This window comes from Polaromonas sp. Polasp52, assembly GCF_059491565.1.
Window position 1 is genome coordinate 2340006 of the sequence record NZ_CP168513.1, and the last position, 18236, is coordinate 2358241.

The 18236-nt window shown below is 65.5% G+C and carries 22 protein-coding genes and 1 riboswitch; of the genes, 9 read left to right on the forward strand and 13 right to left on the reverse strand.

All coding sequences use genetic code 11. From position 1 onward, the window contains the following. Window positions 1-37 precede the first annotated feature (37 nt). Window positions 38-646 carry a hypothetical protein gene (locus ACEN9P_RS10975; RefSeq protein ID WP_495621966.1) on the forward strand — a complete coding sequence of 203 codons (609 nt, stop codon included), beginning with the start codon at window positions 38-40 and terminating at the stop codon, window positions 644-646. Between the two features lie 8 nt (window positions 647-654). On the opposite strand, the gene ACEN9P_RS10980 is transcribed toward ACEN9P_RS10975, so the two are convergent. Both ACEN9P_RS10980 and ACEN9P_RS10985 read right to left on the reverse strand, forming a co-directional pair. Continuing rightward, on the reverse strand, window positions 655-1281 hold the full coding sequence (locus ACEN9P_RS10980; RefSeq protein WP_495621967.1) for an FMN-dependent NADH-azoreductase: 627 nt from the start codon (window positions 1279-1281) through the stop codon (window positions 655-657). Between the two features lie 25 nt (window positions 1282-1306). After that, window positions 1307-1630: a DMT family transporter gene (locus tag ACEN9P_RS10985; RefSeq protein ID WP_477713986.1), complete on the reverse strand. Its 324-nt coding sequence runs from the start codon at window positions 1628-1630 to the stop codon at window positions 1307-1309. A gap of 96 nt (window positions 1631-1726) precedes the next feature. Here ACEN9P_RS10985 and ACEN9P_RS10990 point away from each other — a divergent pair, with 96 nt between their 5' ends. The 4 genes from ACEN9P_RS10990 to ACEN9P_RS11005 all read left to right on the forward strand — a co-directional run bounded on the left by ACEN9P_RS10990 (window position 1727) and on the right by ACEN9P_RS11005 (window position 4504). Continuing rightward, window positions 1727-2113 (forward strand): winged helix-turn-helix transcriptional regulator, encoded by a 387-nt coding sequence (locus ACEN9P_RS10990; protein ID WP_495621968.1) that lies wholly within the window; start codon window positions 1727-1729, stop codon window positions 2111-2113. Window positions 2114-2214: 101 nt separating this feature from the next. After that, window positions 2215-3216, forward strand: a complete 1002-nt coding sequence (locus ACEN9P_RS10995; protein ID WP_477662652.1) for a Bug family tripartite tricarboxylate transporter substrate binding protein — start codon at window positions 2215-2217, stop codon at window positions 3214-3216. Between the two features lie 44 nt (window positions 3217-3260). Further along, window positions 3261-3527 carry a YkgJ family cysteine cluster protein gene (locus tag ACEN9P_RS11000; RefSeq protein WP_495621969.1) on the forward strand — a complete coding sequence of 89 codons (267 nt, stop codon included), beginning with the start codon at window positions 3261-3263 and terminating at the stop codon, window positions 3525-3527. A 107-nt stretch (window positions 3528-3634) separates the two neighbouring features. Beyond that, entirely contained in the window at window positions 3635-4504 is an 870-nt protein-coding gene (locus ACEN9P_RS11005) for a hypothetical protein (protein WP_495621970.1), read from the forward strand. 52 nt (window positions 4505-4556) lie between these two features. Here ACEN9P_RS11005 and ACEN9P_RS11010 read toward each other — a convergent pair whose 3' ends face one another. Continuing rightward, on the reverse strand, window positions 4557-5270 hold the full coding sequence (locus ACEN9P_RS11010) for a Crp/Fnr family transcriptional regulator (RefSeq protein ID WP_495621971.1): 714 nt from the start codon (window positions 5268-5270) through the stop codon (window positions 4557-4559). A 109-nt stretch (window positions 5271-5379) separates the two neighbouring features. Between ACEN9P_RS11010 and ACEN9P_RS11015 the strand changes: the two genes are divergently transcribed. Both ACEN9P_RS11015 and ACEN9P_RS11020 read left to right on the forward strand, forming a co-directional pair. Further along, a complete protein-coding gene (locus tag ACEN9P_RS11015) occupies window positions 5380-6150 on the forward strand; it encodes a class II aldolase/adducin family protein (protein WP_495621972.1) in 771 nt (256 codons plus the stop codon). Continuing rightward, window positions 6147-7031, forward strand: coding sequence for a bile acid:sodium symporter family protein (locus ACEN9P_RS11020; protein WP_495621973.1), 885 nt, complete (start codon window positions 6147-6149; stop codon window positions 7029-7031). The genes ACEN9P_RS11015 and ACEN9P_RS11020 overlap by 4 nt, the downstream gene beginning before the upstream one ends. On the opposite strand, the gene ACEN9P_RS11025 is transcribed toward ACEN9P_RS11020, so the two are convergent. The 4 genes from ACEN9P_RS11025 to ACEN9P_RS11040 all read right to left on the reverse strand — a co-directional run bounded on the left by ACEN9P_RS11025 (window position 7028) and on the right by ACEN9P_RS11040 (window position 9954). Further along, a complete protein-coding gene (locus tag ACEN9P_RS11025; RefSeq protein ID WP_477662657.1) occupies window positions 7028-7876 on the reverse strand; it encodes a transglutaminase-like domain-containing protein in 849 nt (282 codons plus the stop codon). The two genes, ACEN9P_RS11020 and ACEN9P_RS11025, sit on opposite strands and share 4 nt — an antisense overlap. A 17-nt stretch (window positions 7877-7893) precedes the next feature. Beyond that, entirely contained in the window at window positions 7894-8190 is a 297-nt protein-coding gene (locus tag ACEN9P_RS11030) for a hypothetical protein (RefSeq protein ID WP_495621974.1), read from the reverse strand. Window positions 8191-8205: 15 nt separating this feature from the next. Beyond that, the gene (locus ACEN9P_RS11035) at window positions 8206-8391 is read right to left on the reverse strand and encodes a DUF1328 family protein (RefSeq protein ID WP_477662659.1); all 186 of its coding nucleotides are present in this window, start codon (window positions 8389-8391) and stop codon (window positions 8206-8208) included. A 228-nt stretch (window positions 8392-8619) separates the two neighbouring features. After that, window positions 8620-9954, reverse strand: a complete 1335-nt coding sequence (locus ACEN9P_RS11040) for an AsmA family protein (protein WP_495621975.1) — start codon at window positions 9952-9954, stop codon at window positions 8620-8622. 109 nt (window positions 9955-10063) lie between these two features. On the opposite strand from ACEN9P_RS11040, the gene gstA reads away from it, so the two are divergent. Together gstA and ACEN9P_RS11050 are read left to right on the forward strand one after the other, a co-directional pair. Further along, window positions 10064-10672, forward strand: coding sequence for a glutathione transferase GstA (gstA, locus tag ACEN9P_RS11045; RefSeq protein ID WP_477662661.1), 609 nt, complete (start codon window positions 10064-10066; stop codon window positions 10670-10672). A gap of 204 nt (window positions 10673-10876) precedes the next feature. Further along, window positions 10877-11983, forward strand: a complete 1107-nt coding sequence (locus ACEN9P_RS11050; RefSeq protein ID WP_477662662.1) for an alkene reductase — start codon at window positions 10877-10879, stop codon at window positions 11981-11983. On the opposite strand, the gene thiE is transcribed toward ACEN9P_RS11050, so the two are convergent. The 6 genes from thiE to ACEN9P_RS11080 all read right to left on the reverse strand — a co-directional run bounded on the left by thiE (window position 11980) and on the right by ACEN9P_RS11080 (window position 18171). After that, the gene (thiE, locus tag ACEN9P_RS11055; RefSeq protein ID WP_495621976.1) at window positions 11980-12621 is read right to left on the reverse strand and encodes a thiamine phosphate synthase; all 642 of its coding nucleotides are present in this window, start codon (window positions 12619-12621) and stop codon (window positions 11980-11982) included. The two genes, ACEN9P_RS11050 and thiE, sit on opposite strands and share 4 nt — an antisense overlap. Before the next feature lie 7 nt (window positions 12622-12628). Next, window positions 12629-13450 (reverse strand): thiazole synthase, encoded by an 822-nt coding sequence (locus tag ACEN9P_RS11060; RefSeq protein WP_477662664.1) that lies wholly within the window; start codon window positions 13448-13450, stop codon window positions 12629-12631. Beyond that, window positions 13451-13660 carry a sulfur carrier protein ThiS gene (gene thiS / locus ACEN9P_RS11065; protein ID WP_477662665.1) on the reverse strand — a complete coding sequence of 70 codons (210 nt, stop codon included), beginning with the start codon at window positions 13658-13660 and terminating at the stop codon, window positions 13451-13453. Window positions 13661-13671: 11 nt separating this feature from the next. Beyond that, window positions 13672-14724 (reverse strand): glycine oxidase ThiO, encoded by a 1053-nt coding sequence (gene thiO / locus ACEN9P_RS11070; protein ID WP_477662666.1) that lies wholly within the window; start codon window positions 14722-14724, stop codon window positions 13672-13674. A gap of 1 nt (window position 14725) precedes the next feature. Beyond that, window positions 14726-16645, reverse strand: coding sequence for a phosphomethylpyrimidine synthase ThiC (thiC, locus tag ACEN9P_RS11075; RefSeq protein ID WP_495621977.1), 1920 nt, complete (start codon window positions 16643-16645; stop codon window positions 14726-14728). Between the two features lie 81 nt (window positions 16646-16726). Further along, window positions 16727-16846, reverse strand: a riboswitch (TPP riboswitch). Window positions 16847-17106: 260 nt separating this feature from the next. Then, the gene (locus ACEN9P_RS11080) at window positions 17107-18171 is read right to left on the reverse strand and encodes a LacI family DNA-binding transcriptional regulator (RefSeq protein WP_495621978.1); all 1065 of its coding nucleotides are present in this window, start codon (window positions 18169-18171) and stop codon (window positions 17107-17109) included. Window positions 18172-18236 lie beyond the last annotated feature (65 nt).

The following is an 18236-nucleotide window of genomic DNA, read 5'->3' on the forward strand; positions in this document are numbered from 1 at the left end:
TCTGGCGGCCTGTTGCCTCGCCTCATGCACTTATGCCATGGAGGTGGAGATCAGGGAGCCTTTTATCTTTCTGTCGGGCAAGGTGACCGGCAATGAGCAACGGATCTTGGCTGCCGCAGTAGAGGAGCACCCCGGTATCACGACGGTGGTGCTCAAAAACTCTTCCGGCGGGGATGCCCGGGCCGGGTATGCCACCGGCGAATACATCCGCGAAAAAGGCCTGGCGACTTTGTTATCGGGCTATTGCCGTTCTTCCTGTTCACGCATGTTTCTTGGCGGCAAAATACGCGCCTACTCCGACGACCAGCCCCTCGAAAGAACCGCCGTGGCCTTCCATGGCAACTACGCGCAGGACGGCAGCTTGCAGCAGGCGCGCATGCCGGCGTTGAAAGCCTGGATCATCAAATACAGCGACGGCAAAGCCAACCCGGAGCTGGTTGAGCAGTGGGTCAGCCTGCCCAACCGGAACGGCTTTGCGTATTTCTATCACCCGCAGGTGCCGGGCATAGGCCCCGAGGGTGTGATGCTGTGCCAGGGAAGCGAAGACGCGAAACTGCGCAAGGAACTGTGCGCAAAACCGCAACAGGGTGATGCGCTGGCCAACGGGATCGTGACCACGCTGGAAATCGCAAAAATACCCCGGTGACCGTCGCATTAATTTGTAGCCAGCATCCGTGCCCGCTCCATCGCCGCGGCCTTCGTCACCGCCAGGTCATCGGGCGGCACCAGCGTCGGCGCGGCGCTGATTTCCGCCTCGACCGCAATATCCAGAAAACGCAGCCAGCGCCGCATATACGGCTTCTGGAAATCCGAATCGTCCTCCTCGGGCCGCAGCGGATAGGCGCCGGCGCTTGAATACACCAGCGTTGCCCTCTTGCCGGAAAGCAGGGCCTGGTAACCGGCCTGCCGCGACCAGGACCAGTTCTGTCCCGGCAAGGTCACCACATCGATGAAATGCTTGAGCCGGTAGGGGATGCCGAAATTCCACATCGGCAGGCTGAAGAGGTAATGGTCGGCCGCGTTGAAGCGCCGTGACAGCGCCACCGCACGCGCCCACAGCGCCTGCTGCGGCGCCGTCGCGTTCTGCGCGCGCAGCACGGCGAACTTGGCGGCGATCATCTCGGCGTCAAAGGGCGGCAGGTCGATGTCCCAGACATTGACGGCGTCCACCGTGTCCCCGGGATGCGCCTCGCGCCAGGCATCCAGCCAGGCAGCGGCGACGGCACTCGATGTTGATGCGGCCTGCATGGGCGACGCTTCTATATAGAGCAGATGGGTCATAGGGCTTCTCCTTGCAGGGGGCCCCTCACGCCGCGCCGTCCAGCAGGCGCAAGCCCACCATGCCGGCCACGACAAACGCCACGCACAGCAAGCGCAGCGGCGTGGCGCTTTCGCCCATCCAGAGGATGCCGATCACGGTCACGCCGACCGAGCCTATGCCGGTCCAGATCGCGTAAGCCGTGCCCACCGGCAAGGTCTTGACGGCATGCGTCAAAAAGAAAATGCTGGCGCCGGCCGCGGCCACGCCCAGTACGCTGGGCAAGAGCCGGGTCCAGCCCTGGGAGGATTTGAGGAGCAAAGCCATCGCGATTTCGACAATGCTTGCGGCGAACAGGTAGAACCAGGCCATGGGGAGTCTTTCTTTTAAAGAACAGGGTTAAAGATTGAAGAGCCGCCAGCTTAGGGTTACGATTACCCATAGGCAAGTACGCACCTTTTGGTAACCATGACAATTCCCGACGCGCCCGACACCGATTCCTCCACTGTGTTTAGCCAGGCCTGCCCCTCGCGCCAGGCGCTGGAGCTGGTCGCCAGCAAATGGGCGCTGCTGGTGATCCCGGCGCTGGCCGGCGGGCCGGTGCGCAACAACGAACTGATGCGCAAGATAGAAGGCATCTCGCAAAAAATGCTGACGCAGACCCTCAAGGAGCTGGTGCGCAACGGCCTAGTGCTGCGCTTTGACCGCCAGAGCGTGCCGCCCCATGTGGAATACCAGCTCAGCACGCTGGGCCAGTCGCTCAGCGAAACCCTGATCCCGCTGGACAACTGGGCCGAGCGCAACCACCAGAACCTCAAGGCCGCGCGCGAACGTTTCGACGCATCCTTCAACTAGCCACGCGAGCAAGCAGGGTTAGCCTCATTAGCGGAATCACGTAGCGGCCCGCCGCAAGTACGGTCCTATATTGGGCCAACGACAACGATACGGAGACATTCATGAAACTCACCAACACACGCCGCGGCGCATTGCAGTTCGGCCTCAAGGCCGGCGGCGCACTCGCCGCCGTCTCGGCCTTTCCGGGGCTGCTCCATGCGCAAGCCGGCTGGCCGAGCAAACCGATACGCCTGCTCGTGCCCTTCGCACCCGGCGGCAGCTCTGAAATCGTCGCTCGCTCGGCCGCCAACGAACTCAGCAAAAGCCTGGGCCAGAACGTCTTCGTCGAGAACAAGCCCGGCGCCAGCGGCAACATCGCGATGCAGGAATGCGCGGCCTCCACCGACGGCCACACCATCATCCTGGGCCACATCGGCACCATGGCGGTCAATCCCTTTATCTTCGACAAGCTGCCCTTCGACACCAACAAGGACTTCAAGCCCATCTCGCTGCTGGCCAAGGTGCCCAGCCTGTACGTGATCAATTCCAGCGTGCCCGCCAACAACCTCAAGGAATTCATCGCGCTGGCCAAGTCCAAGCCCGGCCAGCTCAATTACGGCTCGGCCGGCAACGGCAGCGCCGGCCACCTGGCCTTTGAATACCTGAAGATGGCCACCGGCATCTTCGTGCTGCACGTGCCCTACCGCGGCACCGGCCCGCAGCTCACCGATTTGCTGGCCGGCCGGCTCGAAGCCGCCAGCGTGGGCGCGCCCGCCATCCTGGCCCACATCAAGTCCGGCAAGCTGCGCTGCATCGCCACCGGCACCAAGGAGCGCCTGCCCCAGCTGCCCGACGTGCCCACGGTCGCCGAAAGCGGCTACCCGGGCTTTGAGATGACGCAGTGGTACGGCCTCAACGCGCCGTCCAACATGCCGCAGGCCAACATAGACCGCATCGCCGAAGCCTGCAACAAGGCCATGCGCAACCCGCAGGCCACCGAACGCCTGCGCGGCGACACAGCCCAGCCCGTGGGCGACACGCCGGCGCAGTACGGCGCCTTTATCAAGACCGAGCAGGCGCGCTGGAAACTGGTCGCCGACCGGGCGAAAATCAAGCCCGATTAAGCGGCCCGCCGCATTCCCATTCTTCCCAACCGCGAGCCATCCCCATGAACTGCCGCCCCGGCTGCGGCGCCTGCTGCATCGCGCCCTCCATCAGCTCCGCCATCCCCGGCATGCCGCAGGGCAAACCGGCCGGCGTGCGCTGCGTGCAGCTTGATGACAGCAATGCCTGCCGCATTTTTGGCCAGCCCGAGCGGCCGGCCGTGTGCGGGCAGCTGATGCCTTCGGCCGAGATGTGCGGCGCCAGCGCCGCGGCGGCGCTGGCCTGGCTGACGCGGCTGGAGCGGGCTACCGCGCCGCCCACCATCCGTTGAAGAGCGGGCCAATCAAAGTGTGCTGTTGTGGTGGGCGACCGTAAAACATCGCAAAGATGTGGCCTGCTAAACGCCCCACCATAAAATCCATTCACTCCGCCGACACCATGGTCAAAGCTCTGTTCACAAAAACCATTTTCTGTTTAGCAATCGTTGGCTTGGTGACTCTAGCCAGCTGCAACGAACCAGCAGAAATCCCGCATGCAACAACATTGGATCGGACAGCGCTCATGGCGATCGTATTTCCGAACTGGCAGGAATCCGACGGTCAAGCTGTTCAGCCGATTGAACTGCCCATGAACGGCGGCAGCAAAGAGGCCCCCGCCGAGACCAAAACCAATTCGGAAATTCTTCCGCTCTACGTGGTGAAATTGAGTGAGTCTCATGCTGTGATGCTCACACAAGCACTCCCGGTTGACAGCAGCGGAGAGGCGCTTGCCTGTCACGCGTGTCCGGGATATGTCGGCGCCTACTCCTTCACCCGTGACCCCAGCGGCTGGCGGCTCACCGCGCGGCAGGACGCCGTTGCGGAAATCGGGGTCAACGGCAGCTTGGGTAAAACCCAAATCGTTCGCGTTGGGGAAAACGGATTCTTGTTCACGGCAGACTGGGGCAGTTGCTGGCAGGGATACTGTGGTCACTGGTTAGCGCTAATGGGTTTGCAGCCTGATCGGGCGATACCGTATGCCCCTCACTTAATACTGTCAGCGGAGAATACGGGTGCTCATGAAGAGTGCGGGTCCAGCCCAGCTCCTGCCGTTACCAGCGACCCTGCCCACCAGTGTTTCGACGTAAAGGGCATTTGGAAAATCCAGGGCGACCGGCTTGTCGCGAACTTTCTGGGGCACCGCACTGACTTGGACTCTGAGGGTAAGCGCCTTCCAAAAAAGACCGTCAAACAGCAAGCGGTTTACCGCATTGAAAAAGAAAGACTTGTTCTTGAGAGCGGTGAAAACCCCGTACCCAGCGATTGGTAGCAGGGCTTGAATATTTGGAGAAAACCGCGCGGTTTTTGAACACGAACGCACTTCAGCCCGGCGCATCGCTGATCGACTTCAAGCGCGCTGCCGAGTTGATCTCGATGCGCCGGTAACGCAGATCCACCGCGCCCAGCGCCACCAGGGCCTTGAGCTCTTTGGACAAGGTCTGGCGCGAGATGCCCAGCATCATGGCCAGCGCCTCCTGCGACACCGGCACCACCGGCCGCGCCTTGGGCGCCAGGGTGGCATCACCGCGCGACAGCAGAAGCAGGCGGCGCGCCACGCGGGCGCGGGTTGAGCGCAGCGCCGCGTCTTCCACCATGCCGTAAAGCGAGCGCACGCGCGCAGCCAGCAGCGCCGCAATCGCCCGGGCAAACGGCGCGCCCTCCATCAGCGCGGCAAAAGCCGGCTGCGGCACCACCAGCACCTCCACCGCCGACTGCGCCGTGGCGTCATGTGTGCGCGGCTCGCCGTCCATCAGTGAAATTTCGCCTATCCAGTTGCCCGCCTCCAGCACCACCAGGATGGCCTCACGCCCGTCTTCGCGCAGCGAGGAAATTTTCAGCAGCCCGCCGAGCAGCCCATAAAAACCGCCCGGCGCATCGCCCTGGCGAAACAGCATTTCGCCAGGCCGCAGGCGCAACACCTCGCTGGAGACCAGCAGCGCCTGCCGGTCCGCCAGCGGTAGCGCGCCAAACCACGGGTTGGTCGACATGCGAGCCATCATGGAAGGCAGCGAAAGTGTCGCGGAAACGATAGGCATGTGACCAATTGTCAAATTTTTGACAGTTCCCCGTCAAGCACCCACGTATCGTGGGCGTATCGGGCCCCCGAGCCCGCCCTTTTCGTCAAACACCACGGAGACAAACCCCATGCATATCCCCTCCCTCAAGGAAGTCGTCAGCGCCGAAGAATGGCAATTACGCTGCGACCTCGCCGCCTGCTACCGCCTGGTCGCGCTCTACGGCTGGAGCGACCTGGTCTTCACCCACATCAGCGCCAAGCTGCCCGAGTCGGTCTCCGGCGCCGGCAACCATCACTTCCTGATCAACCCCTACGGCCTGATGTTCGACGAGATCACGGCCTCCAGCCTGGTCAAGGTCGACGGCCAGTGCAACAAGGTGATTGACTCGCCCTTTCCGGTGAACCCCGCCGGTTTTGTGATCCACAGCGCGGTGCATGAGGCGCGCGCCGATGCCGGCTGCGTGCTGCACACCCACACGCGCGCCGGCGTGGCCGTGAGCGCCCAGCAGTGCGGCGTGCTGCCCATCAGCCAGCAATCGACCTTTGTGCTGGCGTCGCTGGCCTATCACGAGTACGAAGGCGTGGCCTTTCGCGACGAAGAGAAGCCGCGCCTGCAGGTCGACCTGGGCAAGGCCAATTTCCTGATGCTGCGCAACCACGGCCTGCTGGTCGTGGGCAAGACGATTGCCGACGCCTTCCTCAGCATGTACACCTTTGAGAACACCTGCCGCATCCAGCTGGACGCCCAGGCCGGCGGCCCGCTGACCGAGGTCAACCCGCTGATCGTCAAGGGCGTGGCCGAAGCCATGCGCGTGCAGACCGGCGGCATGGGCGGGGCGTTTGTCTGGCCCTCGCTGATCCGCAAGCTCGACAAACTCGATGAAAGCTACAAGTCATGAGCGGCTCCCCCATCGTCGCGCAGCTGCTGGTGGCGGCCCTGGCCCTGGTCATGCTGGGCCTGGGCCTGACGCTCAAGGTCGAGGACTTCACCCGCCTGCTCAAATACCCCAAGGCCGTGCTGGTGGCGCTGGTGCTGCAGGTCATCGTGCTGCCCATCGCCTGCTACGCCATCATCGTGCTGCTCAATGTGCCGCCGCTGTTCGCCGTGGGCCTGATGCTGCTGGCGGCCTCGCCCGGCGGGATCTCGGCCAACCTGTTCAGCCACCTGTTCGGCGGCAACGTCGCGATGAACATCTCGCTGACCGCCATCAACACCCTGCTGTCCATCGTCACCATGCCGCTGATCGCGAACTGGGCCATCAACACCTTCGCCAAAACCGGCCAGGTCGTGCCGCTGCAGTTCGGCAAGGTGGTGGAGGTCATCCTCATCGTGCTGGTGCCGGTGGCCATTGGCATGTGGCTGCGCACCGTCAGGCCCGGCTGGGCCGCGCGCAGCGAGAACCCGACCAAGGTCTTCAGCATCATCGTGCTGGTCGTGGTGGCCGTGGGCGCGGTCGTCAAGGAATGGCAGGCGCTCAGCGGCGGCTTCGCGGCCATAGGCCCGGCCGTGCTGGCCTTCAACCTCGTGAGCCTGCTGGCGGGTTATTACGTGTCGCGGGCGACCGGCCTGGACAAGCCCATTTCCACCGCCATCAGCTACGAGATCGGCATCCACAACGCGACGCTGGCCATCTTCATCGCGCTGGCCGTGCTGAACAACTTCCAGCTGGCCCTGCCGGCGGCCATCTATTCCTTCAGCATGTACCTCACGGCCACGCTGTTCGGGCTGCTGGTGCTCAGGCGAAAGCGCGAGCCGGTGCCCGTGAAGGCGCCGGCCTAGGCGCTCACCACGGTCAGCTGGGGCGGCGCCTGCGAGGCGCCGGGCGGGCGCGGCGGCATGTCGCCCTCCTCCACCGTCAGCTCCTTGCGCGTCATGCGCACGTCGCCGAAGATGGTGGCGAAGGCCACGTCCTTGGCGTCGCGCCCCGTCCCCACGCGCACCAGCCGGTCTATGGGCGCCATGCGCGTCGGGTCGAAAATCACCCAGCGGCCCTCCAGCCAGGCTTCGAACACCGCGTGGAAATCCTCCGGCGGCTCTTCGAAGTGCACATAACCCACGACCAGCCGCGCCGGGATGTTGAGGGCGCGGCACATGGTGATGCCCAGGTGGGCGAAATCGCGGCACACGCCCGCGCGCTGCACAAACACCTCCTGCGCAGAGGTCGTGGAGTCGCTGAAGCCGGGCAGGTAGTTGATCGATTCGTGGATCCAGCTTTCGATGGCACGCACCCGGCCTATGCCGGGCGGCAGCTGGCCGAACAGCTGCTGCGCCGCGCGGCTCATCACGTCGGATTCGCAATAGCGGCTGGGCATCAGGTAGCGCAGCACATCGTCGGGCACGCCGGTCACCGGCGTTTCCTCCAGGTGCAGCGGGACGGGCGCGGGATGCAGTTCCACGCGTGTGCGGTAGTTGACCGAGAGCAGCCCCTTGGGCGCATCCAGGCGTATGAAACGGTTGCCGCTGCGCTCGTCGCAGAAGTTGCGTACCTTCATGCTGGGCGTGATGGTCAGGCGCTCCTCCACCACATGGTGGCCTTCATGGAAAGCCGTCTCGATATTGAACAGGAAGTGCGCGGGGCTGCCGACTTCGTATTCCAGCAGGGATTCGATCAGGGCGGTGTGCATGGCTCAGGCGCGGGCCGTCACAGGCGGGTCCGATGGTCCGGACTGCCGCGGCGCGGCTGGGCAAACCAGTTCTGGCAGGTCACAAACACAATGCGCGCGGCGCGCTCCAGCACGTCGGCCGAAGGCTGGGCGCGCCGGCGTGCACGCAGGCGATTGATCAGCAGGAACTCGGCAATGCTGGCCTGGAAAGTGATCTTGCGTTTTGCGACAGCCGGGGGCGCGCTCGCCGGCGCAAGCGGCCCAGACCAGGGATGGAACAGCCGCTGCCGAAAGCGCGACGCCAGCGATGCCGGCGGCGCGGCGGCGCTATCCATTTTTTGTGGCGCCATCTACTTGAGCACCTTGTTCACCGCGCCCACGCCCAGGGCGGCCAGCAGCAGGAAGATGACCGCCAGGATCAGGAACAGCCCGAACAGGATCTTGGCGATGCCGGCGGCGCCCGCCGCCACGCCGCCGAAGCCGAGGGCGCCGGCAATCAGTGAAATCAGCGCAAAAATAATCGCGTACTTGAGCATCTTGGCCTCCTGTGCAAGGTAGGTCGGCCCGGTTTATGCGCGAATCGGCATGCCAGCCGGGGCCGGGACGGCCGCGACAAGGTGCCGCAGCGAATCTTCATGCTAAAAGTGCGCCGGCCCCTGCCCCATCAGCAGCACCCGCCAGGCGCTGTAGGACAAGGGCGCGGCGGCGCCGGCTTGCTATGTTTTTAGCAGCGCAACAGCCCCAAGGCATCGGGGCTGCTGGGCTTACTTGCCAAACAGGCTGCGAAAGCCCTCACCCACGCGATCGCCCAGGTTGGCGCCCGCGCCGGTGCCCACGCCGGGCAGCAGCGCCGTGCCTATGGCCGCACCCAGCAGGGCCGAGCGCGACAACGTGACCTCGGGGTTGTCCAGGGTGCCGCCCACCGTCAAGGGCACACCCACCGCGCCGCCTATGGCGCTGCCCAGCTTGCTGTCGCCGGCCACGTTCACGCTCACGCGCCCGCTCAGTACCTTGGCCGGCGAGATGGCGACATTGCCGGTCGCGCTCAGCGCGCCCGAACTCGCCACCAGGTTGGTCAGCTGCGCCGACTTGCCCTGGGTGTTGACCTGCCCAGCCAAGGTGTCCAGCGGGGTCTGGCCGCCGCGGCTCAGGCCTATGGTCTTCACCGCCTTGGCCAGGTCCAGCCCGTTGAGCACCGCATTGCGCACGGTGAAAGTGGTCTGGGTCTGCAGCGCCTCCACCAGCGCGCCCGTGGTCGCGGCCCGCGCATGCAGCGTGGTCGAAGCCTCCAGCCGGCCCGTCAGCGATTTGCTGGGCGCGGTCAGTGCCGACACTTCCACATCCCTGGTCTGCAGCTTGCCCTGCAGCGCCAGCTCTTCCCGCGCGGCCGCCGTCGGCACTTTCTTCAGGCCCAGCTTGCCTTCGACCTTGCCGCCGCCCACGTCCACGCGCAAGGCCCATTCGTCGCCTGCGTCGCCGGCCTTGGGCTCCTCGCGCTTCAGGTGGGCTTCCAGGCCCTGCAGGTTGCCCTTGATGAGCTTGAGCGAGACCTTGTCGGGCAGGCCGTCGTCGCCCAGCGCGGCTTCGGCATTCACCGTGGTGCGCGCGCCCGCGGCGCTGATCCAGGTCACCTCGTCCAGCACGGTGCGGCGCGGCAGCCAGTCCATGGAGGCCTGCCCTGGCGGCGCGGAAGGCTCGGCGGCCGCCGCCTGCGCAGGGGTTTTCTTCTTTTGCAGCAGGAGCAGCACCGCGTCTATGCCCTGCTGCGGCAGCACCGCCTTGCGCACCAGCAGGGTCGCCACCGCCAGCTTTCCCGTCAGCAGCGGCTGCCAGCGCGGCCGCACTTCCAGGCGCTCCAGCGTGAGGGGCGGCTTGCTTTTGATGGAAATGCCGCTCAAGGCCACCGCCGGCAGCGGCCAGACGTCCACGGCGACCCGGTCCAGCGCCACCGGCACGCCCAGCGCGGCCGAGGCCTCGCGCTCCACGCGCTGGCGGAAATCATCCGTGCTGACCCAGCGGTGCAGCGTGAAAGCCACCACCGCCAGCAACACCATCAAACCCAAGGCCAGGAACACCAGCCATTTGAAAACTTTTGCCATGCGGCTATTGTGGCGCGCCCATGGCCCGCTCCCGCAGCAAAAATCCGCCGATGCGGCTAGCATCAGGGGCTCTGCAACATTCCCGCCACACCCCAAAGGACGAGACACCATGAAGCTTTATTACTCCCCCGGCGCCTGCTCCCTCTCCCCGCACATCACGCTGCATGAGTCCGGCCTGAAGTTCGAGCACGTGGCGGCGCCCACCAAGACCCACCAGCTCGAAGACGGCACCGACTACTACACCATCAATCCGCTGGGCTATGTACCCCTGCTCGAGCTCGACGACGGCACGCGCATCGCCGAAGGCCCGGCCATCGTGCAGTACATCGCCGACCAGGTGCCCGAGAAAAAACTCGCGCCGGCCAACGGCACGCTGGATCGCTACAAGATGCAGTCCTGGCTGACCTTCATCGGCACCGAACTGCACAAGGGCTTCAGCCCGCTGTTCAACGCCGCCACGCCGGCCGAGTACAAAACCATCGTCATCGACAAGCTGCTGTCGCGCCTGAAGTGGGTCGACGGCCAGCTCGCCGGCAAGCAGTACCTGATGGGCGACAGCTTCAGCGTGGCCGACCCCTATCTTTTCACCGTCACCAACTGGGCGCCGCGCGTGGGCGTGGACATCTCGGGTTTCGCCAACCTGGCGGCCTTCCGTGAGCGCATGGCGGCCCGGCCTGCGGTTCAAGCAGCCATGAAGCACGAAGGCTTGACCAAGTAACACCCCCGTCCAGGCTCACTTCGTGTAGCTTGTTCCCCCCTCAAGGGGGCGGCGCCTGCGGCCCGGCAAAGCCGGTTCCGCGGCCCCTGCTGGTTCTATAGGCGGGGCTCCAAATACCACGGATTTAGCAACCCGTGTTGGGCAAGCCAATCGAAACAGGGCCAAACTGGCCCTGTTTTTATTCAGCCCTTCAGGACCCAAGCCATGCCCACCTTATTCGACTCCAACAAAGCCGGTGACCTCGTCCTTGCCAACCGCATCGTCATGGCGCCGCTCACGCGCAACCGCTCACCCAATGCCGTGCCGCCGGCCATCGCCCGGACCTATTACGCCCAGCGCGCCAGCGCCGGCCTGCTGATCACCGAGGCCACGGCCATCAGCCACCAGGGCCAGGGCTATGCCGACGTGCCGGGCCTCTACGGCAGCGAGCAGCTCGACAGCTGGAAAAAAGTCACCCACGCGGTGCATGAAAAAGGTGGCAAGATCGTCGTGCAGCTGTGGCATGTGGGCCGCGTCTCACACAACAAGCTGCAACCCAATGGCGGCAAGCCGGTCGCGCCCTCGGCCATCACCGCCAAGACCAAGACCGTGCTGATCGAGGACGGCGTGCCGACTTTTGTCGAAACCTCGGAGCCGCGCGCGCTCGACCTCGGCGAAATCCCCGGCATCGTGCACACCTTCGCGGCGGCGGCGCGCAACGCGGTCGAGACCGCCGGTTTTGACGGCGTGGAAATCCACGGCGCCAACGGCTACCTGCTGGACCAGTTCCTCAAAGACGGCAGCAACCACCGCCGCGACGACTACGGCGGCAGCATCGAAAACCGCGCCCGCCTGCTGCTGGAAGTCACGCGCGCCGTGACCGACGCCGTCGGCGGTGGCCGCACCGGCATACGCCTGTCGCCCGTCACCCCCGCCAACGACGTGCACGACAGCAAGCCCCAGGCCTTGTTTGAATACGTGGTCAAGCAGCTCGCCAGCCTGAACCTGGCCTATGTCCACGTCATCGAAGGCGCCACCGGCGGGCCGCGTGAAATCGACGACCGGCCCTTTGACTACCCGGCGCTCAAGGCTGCCTACCGCAAGGCCGGCGGCAAGGGCGCCTGGATGGTCAACAACGGCTACGACCAGGACCTGGCTGAAAAAGCCGTGGCCGACGGCGCCGACCTCGTGGCTTTCGGCAAGCCCTATATCGCCAACCCCGACCTGGTGGAGCGCCTGCGCGCCAGGGCGCCGCTCAACACGCCCGACAAAAACACCTTTTACGGCGGCGGCGAAAAAGGCTACACCGACTACCCGGCGCTGTCGGCTTAAGTGCCGCGGGCCTGCGCCGCCAGGGCCAGGCCCTGGCGCGCGGCCTCCTGCGGGTCGGCCGCCAGCGTCACCGCGCTGACCACCGCCACGCCATCCACGCCGCAGGCCAGCACGCCCGGCATCAGCGCCAGCGAAATGCCGCCTATGGCCACCACCGGATAGGGCGCGGCATCCTGCGCCCATGACTTCAGGCGCTCCAGGCCCACAGGCTCATAAGGCATGACTTTGAGCGTGGTCGGGTAAATCGGACCTATCGCGAGGTAGGAAGGCTGCACCGCCTTGGCCCGTGCCAGTTCGGCCGGCGTGTGCGTGCTCAGGCCCAGGCGCAGGCCGGCCTTGCGCAGGGCCGCGATGTCGGCCGTGTCCAGGTCTTCCTGGCCCAGGTGCACGCCGTAAGCGCCGGCCTCCAGCGCCAGCGCCCAGTGGTCGTTGATAAAGACCTGTGCGCCCGGCACTTCGCGCCCGGCCGCCACCGCGGTACGCACCTCCCAGGCGATCTCGTCAACATCGTGGTCCGCCGCCTTGATGCGCAGCTGGATCGTGCGCACACCCCAGCCCAGCAGGCGCCGCACCCAGGCGGCGTCGGGAACGACGGGGTAAAAACCGATGGGGCCGGTGAGGGGCTTAAAGGAATTCATGAGGGCCTCAAGGGGAATGCCAGAAGGGAACACCGACCGTGGGCGTCGAAGCCTGCGCCGCCGCGCGTTCGGGCATGGGTGTGGATTCATATGCGGCGCGGCCTGCCGCCACACCATCGGCAAAAGCGCGCGCCATGCGCACCGGGTCGCCCGCCTGCGCCACCGCGGTGTTCAGCAGCACGGCGTCAAAGCCCAGCTCCATCACCTGCGCGGCATGCGAGGGCCGGCCCAGGCCGGCATCGACCACCAGCACCGCATCGGGCAAACGCCGGCGCATGGTCTCCAGCGCATACGGGTTGAGCGGCCCGCGGCCCGTGCCAATCGGCGCGGCCCAGGGCATCACCGCCGCGCAGCCGGCCGCATGCAGGCGCTGCGCCATCACCAGGTCGTCGGTGGTGTAGGCGAACACCGCAAAGCCTTCTTTCACCAGCGTGGTCGCGGCTTCGAGTGTGGCCACCGTGTCGGGCTGCAGTGTGTAGTCGTCGCCTATGACCTCCAGCTTGATCCAGGGCGTGCCGAAAATCTCGCGCGCCATCTGCGCCAGCGTGACGGCCTCCTCGGCGCTGTGGCAGCCCGCCGTGTTGGGCAGGATGCGGCAACCCATGGCCTGCACACGCTGCCAGAAACTGTTGCCGCCGCCACTCTCGGGCTGCAGCCGGCGCAGGCCCACCGTCAGCACCTCGGTGCCGCTGGCGCGCACCGCGTCGGCCAGCACCTGTGGCGAAGGGTAATGCGAAGTGCCCAGGAAAAAGCGGCTGGACAGCGTGATACCAGCCACGGTCCAGGAGCTGCCGTGGGCGATAGGGGATGACGTGATGGACGTGTCCATTTAACCTCCTGTGATGGGGGTGACGATGTCTATGCGGTCGCCGTTATTCAGGACGCGCTCCGGCCACTGGGGGCGCGGCACAAAACTGTTGTTGATCGCGCAGGCAAACGCGCCTTGCAGCTGGTAGCCACGCGCCAGCAGCAAAGCCTGCAAGGTGGCTGCGTCGGTTTGAATGGTTTCGCCGTTCAGCGAAATGTTCAGTCTTGTCATGCCATCCATTTTCACTGCCCCAACAGTTGATGAACCAGGTCCTCGACCAGCGCCGGCGCGCACAGGTAGCCGTGGCGATACAGGCCGTTGATGTGCCACACGCCATGCCGCTGCGCAATCGTTGGGCGGTGATCATCGAGCGCCGGGCGCAAAGCCGCTGCCAGGCGCAGCACCCGCGCCTCGCCAAAAGCCGGGTGCAGGCTGTGCAGTGCACTGCCCAGCTCCAGCGTGGAGCGCAAGGTCACCGGCCCGGTGTCTTCCGACTCCAGCTCGGTCGCGCCGACCACAAACTGGTGGTTGGGGCGCGGCGCCACATACAGCTGGTAGCGCGGGTGCATCAGGCGCACCGGGCGCTGCAGGCTCACACCATCACATTCGACGGTCAGCACTTCGCCGCGCACACCGCGCAGCTGCGGCCAGCTGCCCTTCGCGCCCACGCCGCGCGCATCGACCGCCACATCCACATCGTAGGTTTGCCCGCCGCATTCAATATGGCCGTCTTTGACCGCATCGACCGCCCGGCCTTCAAGCCAGCTGCCGCCCAGCCGGTCTATCTCGGTCGCCAATGCGGCCATCCACTGGTCGTTGGCCAGCTGGCCCTCGCCGTCCAGCATCAAGCCATGGCCGAAGCGCCCGGCCAGCGCCGGCTCGGCCTGGGCCAGTGCGGCCGCGTCCAGCGTATGCACCTGGGCGCGCGCGGCTTCGGGCAGCTTGTGCAGCAGCAGGCCGGTGAAATGCGCCAGCGAACTCTGGTCGGGCGCATGCGCGACGACCAGCGTGCCCTCGCGCCGGAAATACACCGGCAGGCCCCGATCGGCCAGCTCGCTGATCCACTGCGGCCACAGCTGCATGGAGCGCTGGCCCAGCGCAAACACGGCCTCATCGGACACCGCAAGCTCGGCCAGCGGCGAGAGCATGGCCGCCGCCGTCATGGACGCCGTGGCCAGGTCGCCGCGCGCCCGCGCATCGAACAGGCTCACGCGGCAGCCGGCGCGCAGCAGGCGCCAGGCCAGCGTGCGGCCCGCCAGGCCCGCGCCTGCAATGCCGATGTGCAAACTATTCATTTCAAGAATAAATCTCGCTGCCGCCTTCGCGGAACTCCTTGGCCTTTTCCTCAAAGCCCGTCGCGATCTGCTTGATGGGAATGGTACCGGCGGCTGGCGCCAGCGTCGTCGTGGCCGGATTCAGCCGCGCGAATTCACGCACTTCCTGCGAAATCTTCATCGAGCAGAACTTCGGCCCGCACATGGAGCAGAAATGCGCGACCTTGGCGTTCTCCTTGGGCAGGGTTTCGTCGTGGTAGGCCATGGCCGTGTCAGGGTCGATTGCCAGGCGGAACTGGTCTTCCCAGCGGAACTCGAAACGCGCCTTGGACACCGCGTTGTCCCACATCTGCGCGCCCGGGTAGCCCTTGGCCAGGTCGCCCGCATGCGCGGCGATCTTGTAGGCGATCAGGCCCTGCTTCACGTCGTCGCGGTTCGGCAGGCCCAGGTGCTCCTTGGGCGTCACGTAGCACAGCATGGCCGTGCCGTACCAGCCGATGTTGGCCGCGCCCATGGCCGAAGAGATATGGTCGTAACCGGGCGAGATGTCGGTGATCAGCGGGCCCAGCGTGTAGAACGGCGCCTCGAAGCAGGCTTCGAGCTGCTTGTCGACGTTTTCCTTCACCAGCTGCAGCGGCACATGGCCGGGGCCTTCGATCATCACCTGCACGTCGTGCTTCCAGGCCATCTGCGTGAGCTCGCCCAGGGTGTGCAGCTCGGCAAACTGCGCTTCGTCGTTGGCGTCGGCAATCGAGCCGGGCCGCAGGCCATCGCCCAGCGAGAAGCACACGTCGTAGGCCTTCATGATCTCGCAGATCTCGTCAAAGCGCTCGTACAAAAAGCTTTCCTTGTGGTGCGACAGGCACCACTTGGCCATGATGGAGCCGCCGCGCGAGACGATGCCCGTCAGGCGGTTGGCCGTGAGCGGCACATAGGCCAGGCGCACGCCGGCATGGATGGTGAAGTAGTCCACGCCCTGCTCGGCCTGCTCGATCAGCGTGTCGCGGAAGATTTCCCAGGTCAGGTCCTCGGCCTTGCCGTTGACTTTTTCGAGCGCCTGGTAAATCGGCACCGTGCCGATCGGCACCGGCGAGTTGCGCAAAATCCATTCCCGGGTTTCATGGATGTTCTCGCCGGTCGAGAGGTCCATCACCGTGTCGGCGCCCCAGCGAATCGACCAGACCAGCTTGTCGACTTCTTCCTCGATGCTCGAGGTGACCGCCGAGTTGCCGATGTTGGCGTTGACCTTGATCAGGAAGTTGCGGCCGATGATCATCGGCTCGCTCTCGGGGTGGTTGATGTTGTTGGGGATGACGGCGCGGCCGCGCGCCACTTCGTCACGCACAAATTCGGCGGTGATTTCTTTGGGTATCGAGGCGTTGAAGGAGTGGCCGGCCTTGGGCATGCGCTCGGTCTTCAGGCGCTCGGCCAGCTGCGCGCGCACCAGGTTTTCGCGCACCGCGATGTATTCCATCTCGGGGGTGATGATGCCTTTGCGGGCGTAATGCATTTGCGACACGTTGGCGCCCGCCTTGGCGCGGCGCGGCACGGGCGCATGCGCCATGCGCAGCGCGGCCAGGGCCGGGTCGTTCAGGCGCTGGCGGCCGTAGGCGCTGCTGATGCCGGCCAGGGCCTCGGTGTCTTGGCGCTCGTTGATCCAGGCGCCGCGCAGCGGCGGCAGGCCGCGCGTGATGTCTATGGGCGCAGCCGGGTCGGTGTAAATGCCCGAGGCGTCGTACAGGCGCAGCGGCGGGTTGGCTTCACGGCGCGGCTCGCCGGCGCCCTCGTGCACCAGGGTGTCGGTCAGCGTGACCTCGCGAAACGGCACGCGGATGTCGGGGCGCGAGCCCTCAAGGTAAATCTTCGCCGAGCCGGGAAAGGGCGCGCGCGTAATGCGCCCCGTGAGGTCTTGGGTGTCAACGGTGAGTCGGGTTTTGGCCATGTGGTTCTCCAGGAGGTGGGGTGCCTGCTGGGGAGCCGGAGGGTCCTTGCGCGGCCTCTGGGGGTGCCGCTACGGAATACCGGAGCCAATTGCGTTGTTCCCTACGCGGGGATGACCCCGATCAGGTTCAGCGGGTCTCGCATACTGCGATCTCAGCCTCGACATTCTTTTCAGAAAATCTTGGCACCCCGACAAGCTGTGGCCATTGTAGGCACCCCCAGGCCGCATGGCAAATAAACAAGGTCACAAGTCGTCCAAGCCCGTGGGGGCCGCGGAACTGGCTTTGCCAGGCCGCAGGCGCCGTCCCCTGCAAGGGGAAAAGGCATTACACGAAGTGAATGCCGATAGGGGTGTGCCAATCCACCAGTGGGGGCCGCGGTCCGGCTCCGCCGGCCGCAAGGCGCCCGTCCCCTGCAAGGGGAAAGGGCACTACACGAAGTGAGTGCCGATAGGGGTGTGCATTACGGGAGGTTTTCCCTGAATATCACCTGGCTACGCACCGCGTCTACCCCGCTCATCACATCCCGCCCATCGCGCAAATTGGTGAACATGCGCACGCAGCTCATCATGGCCGACTGCGGGCTTTGGGTGATCACCGCGTCCATGCTGCCATCTATCAGCATCGCGCGCGTGTCCGGCGTGAGGCCGTGGCCTATAAAAACCACCTTGTGCTCGCGGCCCGTTTCCTTGAGCGCGCGCGCCACGCCGTCGGACGCGCCGCCTATGTTGTAGATGCCGGCCAGGTCCGGGTATTGCTCCAGCAGCGTGCGCGTCTGTTCGTAATTTTTCTGCGCATCGTCGTGCCCCTCGCGCAGGCCCACCACCTGCAGTGTCGGAAACATCTCCTCGATCACATGCAGGAAGCCGGCCTCGCGCTCCTCATGCGCGCGGTAGCTCAGCGAACCGGCGATCAGCGCCACCTTGCCGCCGCGCGCGCCGGGCGCGATGAAGCGGCCCAGCAGGTAGCCCGCGGTGCGCCCGGCCGCCCGGTTGTCCAGGCCCACATAACCGGCGCGCTGCGAGCTCGAGAGGTCCGAGATCAGCGTGATGGTGGGCACGCCTTTTTCGGCCAGTTCACTGACGGCCTCGCGCACCGCCGGATGCTCCAGCGCCATGAAGGCAATGCCCTCGCTGCGCTTGCCCTGCTGCAAGAGGCTGGCGGCCAGCTGCTGCGGGTTAAAGCTTTCAAACAGCTCGGTGCGGCACTTCACGTTAAAGGGCGTCAGGTGCTCCTGCGAATAACCCACCGTGTCGCCCAGCATGCGGATAAAGCGGTTGCTGCCGTCGGGCAGCAAAAAGGTCAGGCGCATGGGCGGCGCCGCCAGCGCGGCATACAGCCCCGTCTCCGGCAGGTAGTCCATCTCGGCCGCGGCCTTGAGCACTTTTTGCGCGGTGGCCCCGCGCACGCCGGGGCGCTGGTTCAACACCCGGTCTACAGTGGCGGTGGAAACGCCGGCGGCCCGCGCAATGTCCACCACGCGTGCCCGCTGCTGCGGTACCTGCAACCCATCAGGGATAACCCTCATACATCAAATTCCATCATTTTTCTCGTTTGACGCTTCAACACCATGAACCTATCGTTGCGCTGCTT

Bases quoted from the DNA above. Each gene is read 5' to 3' on its own strand.
- thiO (WP_477662666.1), bottom strand. From the start codon at position 14,724: ATGAATAGTTTGCACATCGGCATTGCAGGCGCGGGCCTGGCGGGCCGC.
- ACEN9P_RS11025 (WP_477662657.1), bottom strand. From the start codon at position 7,876: ATGCACACCGCCCTGATCGAATCCCTGCTGGAATACGAAGTCGGCAGC.
- ACEN9P_RS10975 (WP_495621966.1), top strand. From the start codon at position 38: ATGGAGGTGGAGATCAGGGAGCCTTTTATCTTTCTGTCGGGCAAGGTG.
- ACEN9P_RS11080 (WP_495621978.1), bottom strand. From the start codon at position 18,171: ATGAGGGTTATCCCTGATGGGTTGCAGGTACCGCAGCAGCGGGCACGC.
- ACEN9P_RS11040 (WP_495621975.1), bottom strand. From the start codon at position 9,954: ATGGCAAAAGTTTTCAAATGGCTGGTGTTCCTGGCCTTGGGTTTGATG.
- ACEN9P_RS11000 (WP_495621969.1), top strand. From the start codon at position 3,261: ATGAACTGCCGCCCCGGCTGCGGCGCCTGCTGCATCGCGCCCTCCATC.
- ACEN9P_RS11010 (WP_495621971.1), bottom strand. From the start codon at position 5,270: ATGCCTATCGTTTCCGCGACACTTTCGCTGCCTTCCATGATGGCTCGC.
- ACEN9P_RS11015 (WP_495621972.1), top strand. From the start codon at position 5,380: ATGCATATCCCCTCCCTCAAGGAAGTCGTCAGCGCCGAAGAATGGCAA.
- thiE (WP_495621976.1), bottom strand. From the start codon at position 12,621: ATGAATTCCTTTAAGCCCCTCACCGGCCCCATCGGTTTTTACCCCGTC.
- ACEN9P_RS10990 (WP_495621968.1), top strand. From the start codon at position 1,727: ATGACAATTCCCGACGCGCCCGACACCGATTCCTCCACTGTGTTTAGC.
- ACEN9P_RS11050 (WP_477662662.1), top strand. From the start codon at position 10,877: ATGCCCACCTTATTCGACTCCAACAAAGCCGGTGACCTCGTCCTTGCC.
- ACEN9P_RS11030 (WP_495621974.1), bottom strand. From the start codon at position 8,190: ATGGATAGCGCCGCCGCGCCGCCGGCATCGCTGGCGTCGCGCTTTCGG.
- ACEN9P_RS11035 (WP_477662659.1), bottom strand. From the start codon at position 8,391: ATGCTCAAGTACGCGATTATTTTTGCGCTGATTTCACTGATTGCCGGC.
- ACEN9P_RS10980 (WP_495621967.1), bottom strand. From the start codon at position 1,281: ATGACCCATCTGCTCTATATAGAAGCGTCGCCCATGCAGGCCGCATCA.
- ACEN9P_RS11060 (WP_477662664.1), bottom strand. From the start codon at position 13,450: ATGGACACGTCCATCACGTCATCCCCTATCGCCCACGGCAGCTCCTGG.
- thiS (WP_477662665.1), bottom strand. From the start codon at position 13,660: ATGACAAGACTGAACATTTCGCTGAACGGCGAAACCATTCAAACCGAC.
- ACEN9P_RS11020 (WP_495621973.1), top strand. From the start codon at position 6,147: ATGAGCGGCTCCCCCATCGTCGCGCAGCTGCTGGTGGCGGCCCTGGCC.
- gstA (WP_477662661.1), top strand. From the start codon at position 10,064: ATGAAGCTTTATTACTCCCCCGGCGCCTGCTCCCTCTCCCCGCACATC.
- ACEN9P_RS11005 (WP_495621970.1), top strand. From the start codon at position 3,635: ATGGTCAAAGCTCTGTTCACAAAAACCATTTTCTGTTTAGCAATCGTT.
- ACEN9P_RS10995 (WP_477662652.1), top strand. From the start codon at position 2,215: ATGAAACTCACCAACACACGCCGCGGCGCATTGCAGTTCGGCCTCAAG.
- ACEN9P_RS10985 (WP_477713986.1), bottom strand. From the start codon at position 1,630: ATGGCCTGGTTCTACCTGTTCGCCGCAAGCATTGTCGAAATCGCGATG.
- thiC (WP_495621977.1), bottom strand. From the start codon at position 16,645: ATGGCCAAAACCCGACTCACCGTTGACACCCAAGACCTCACGGGGCGC.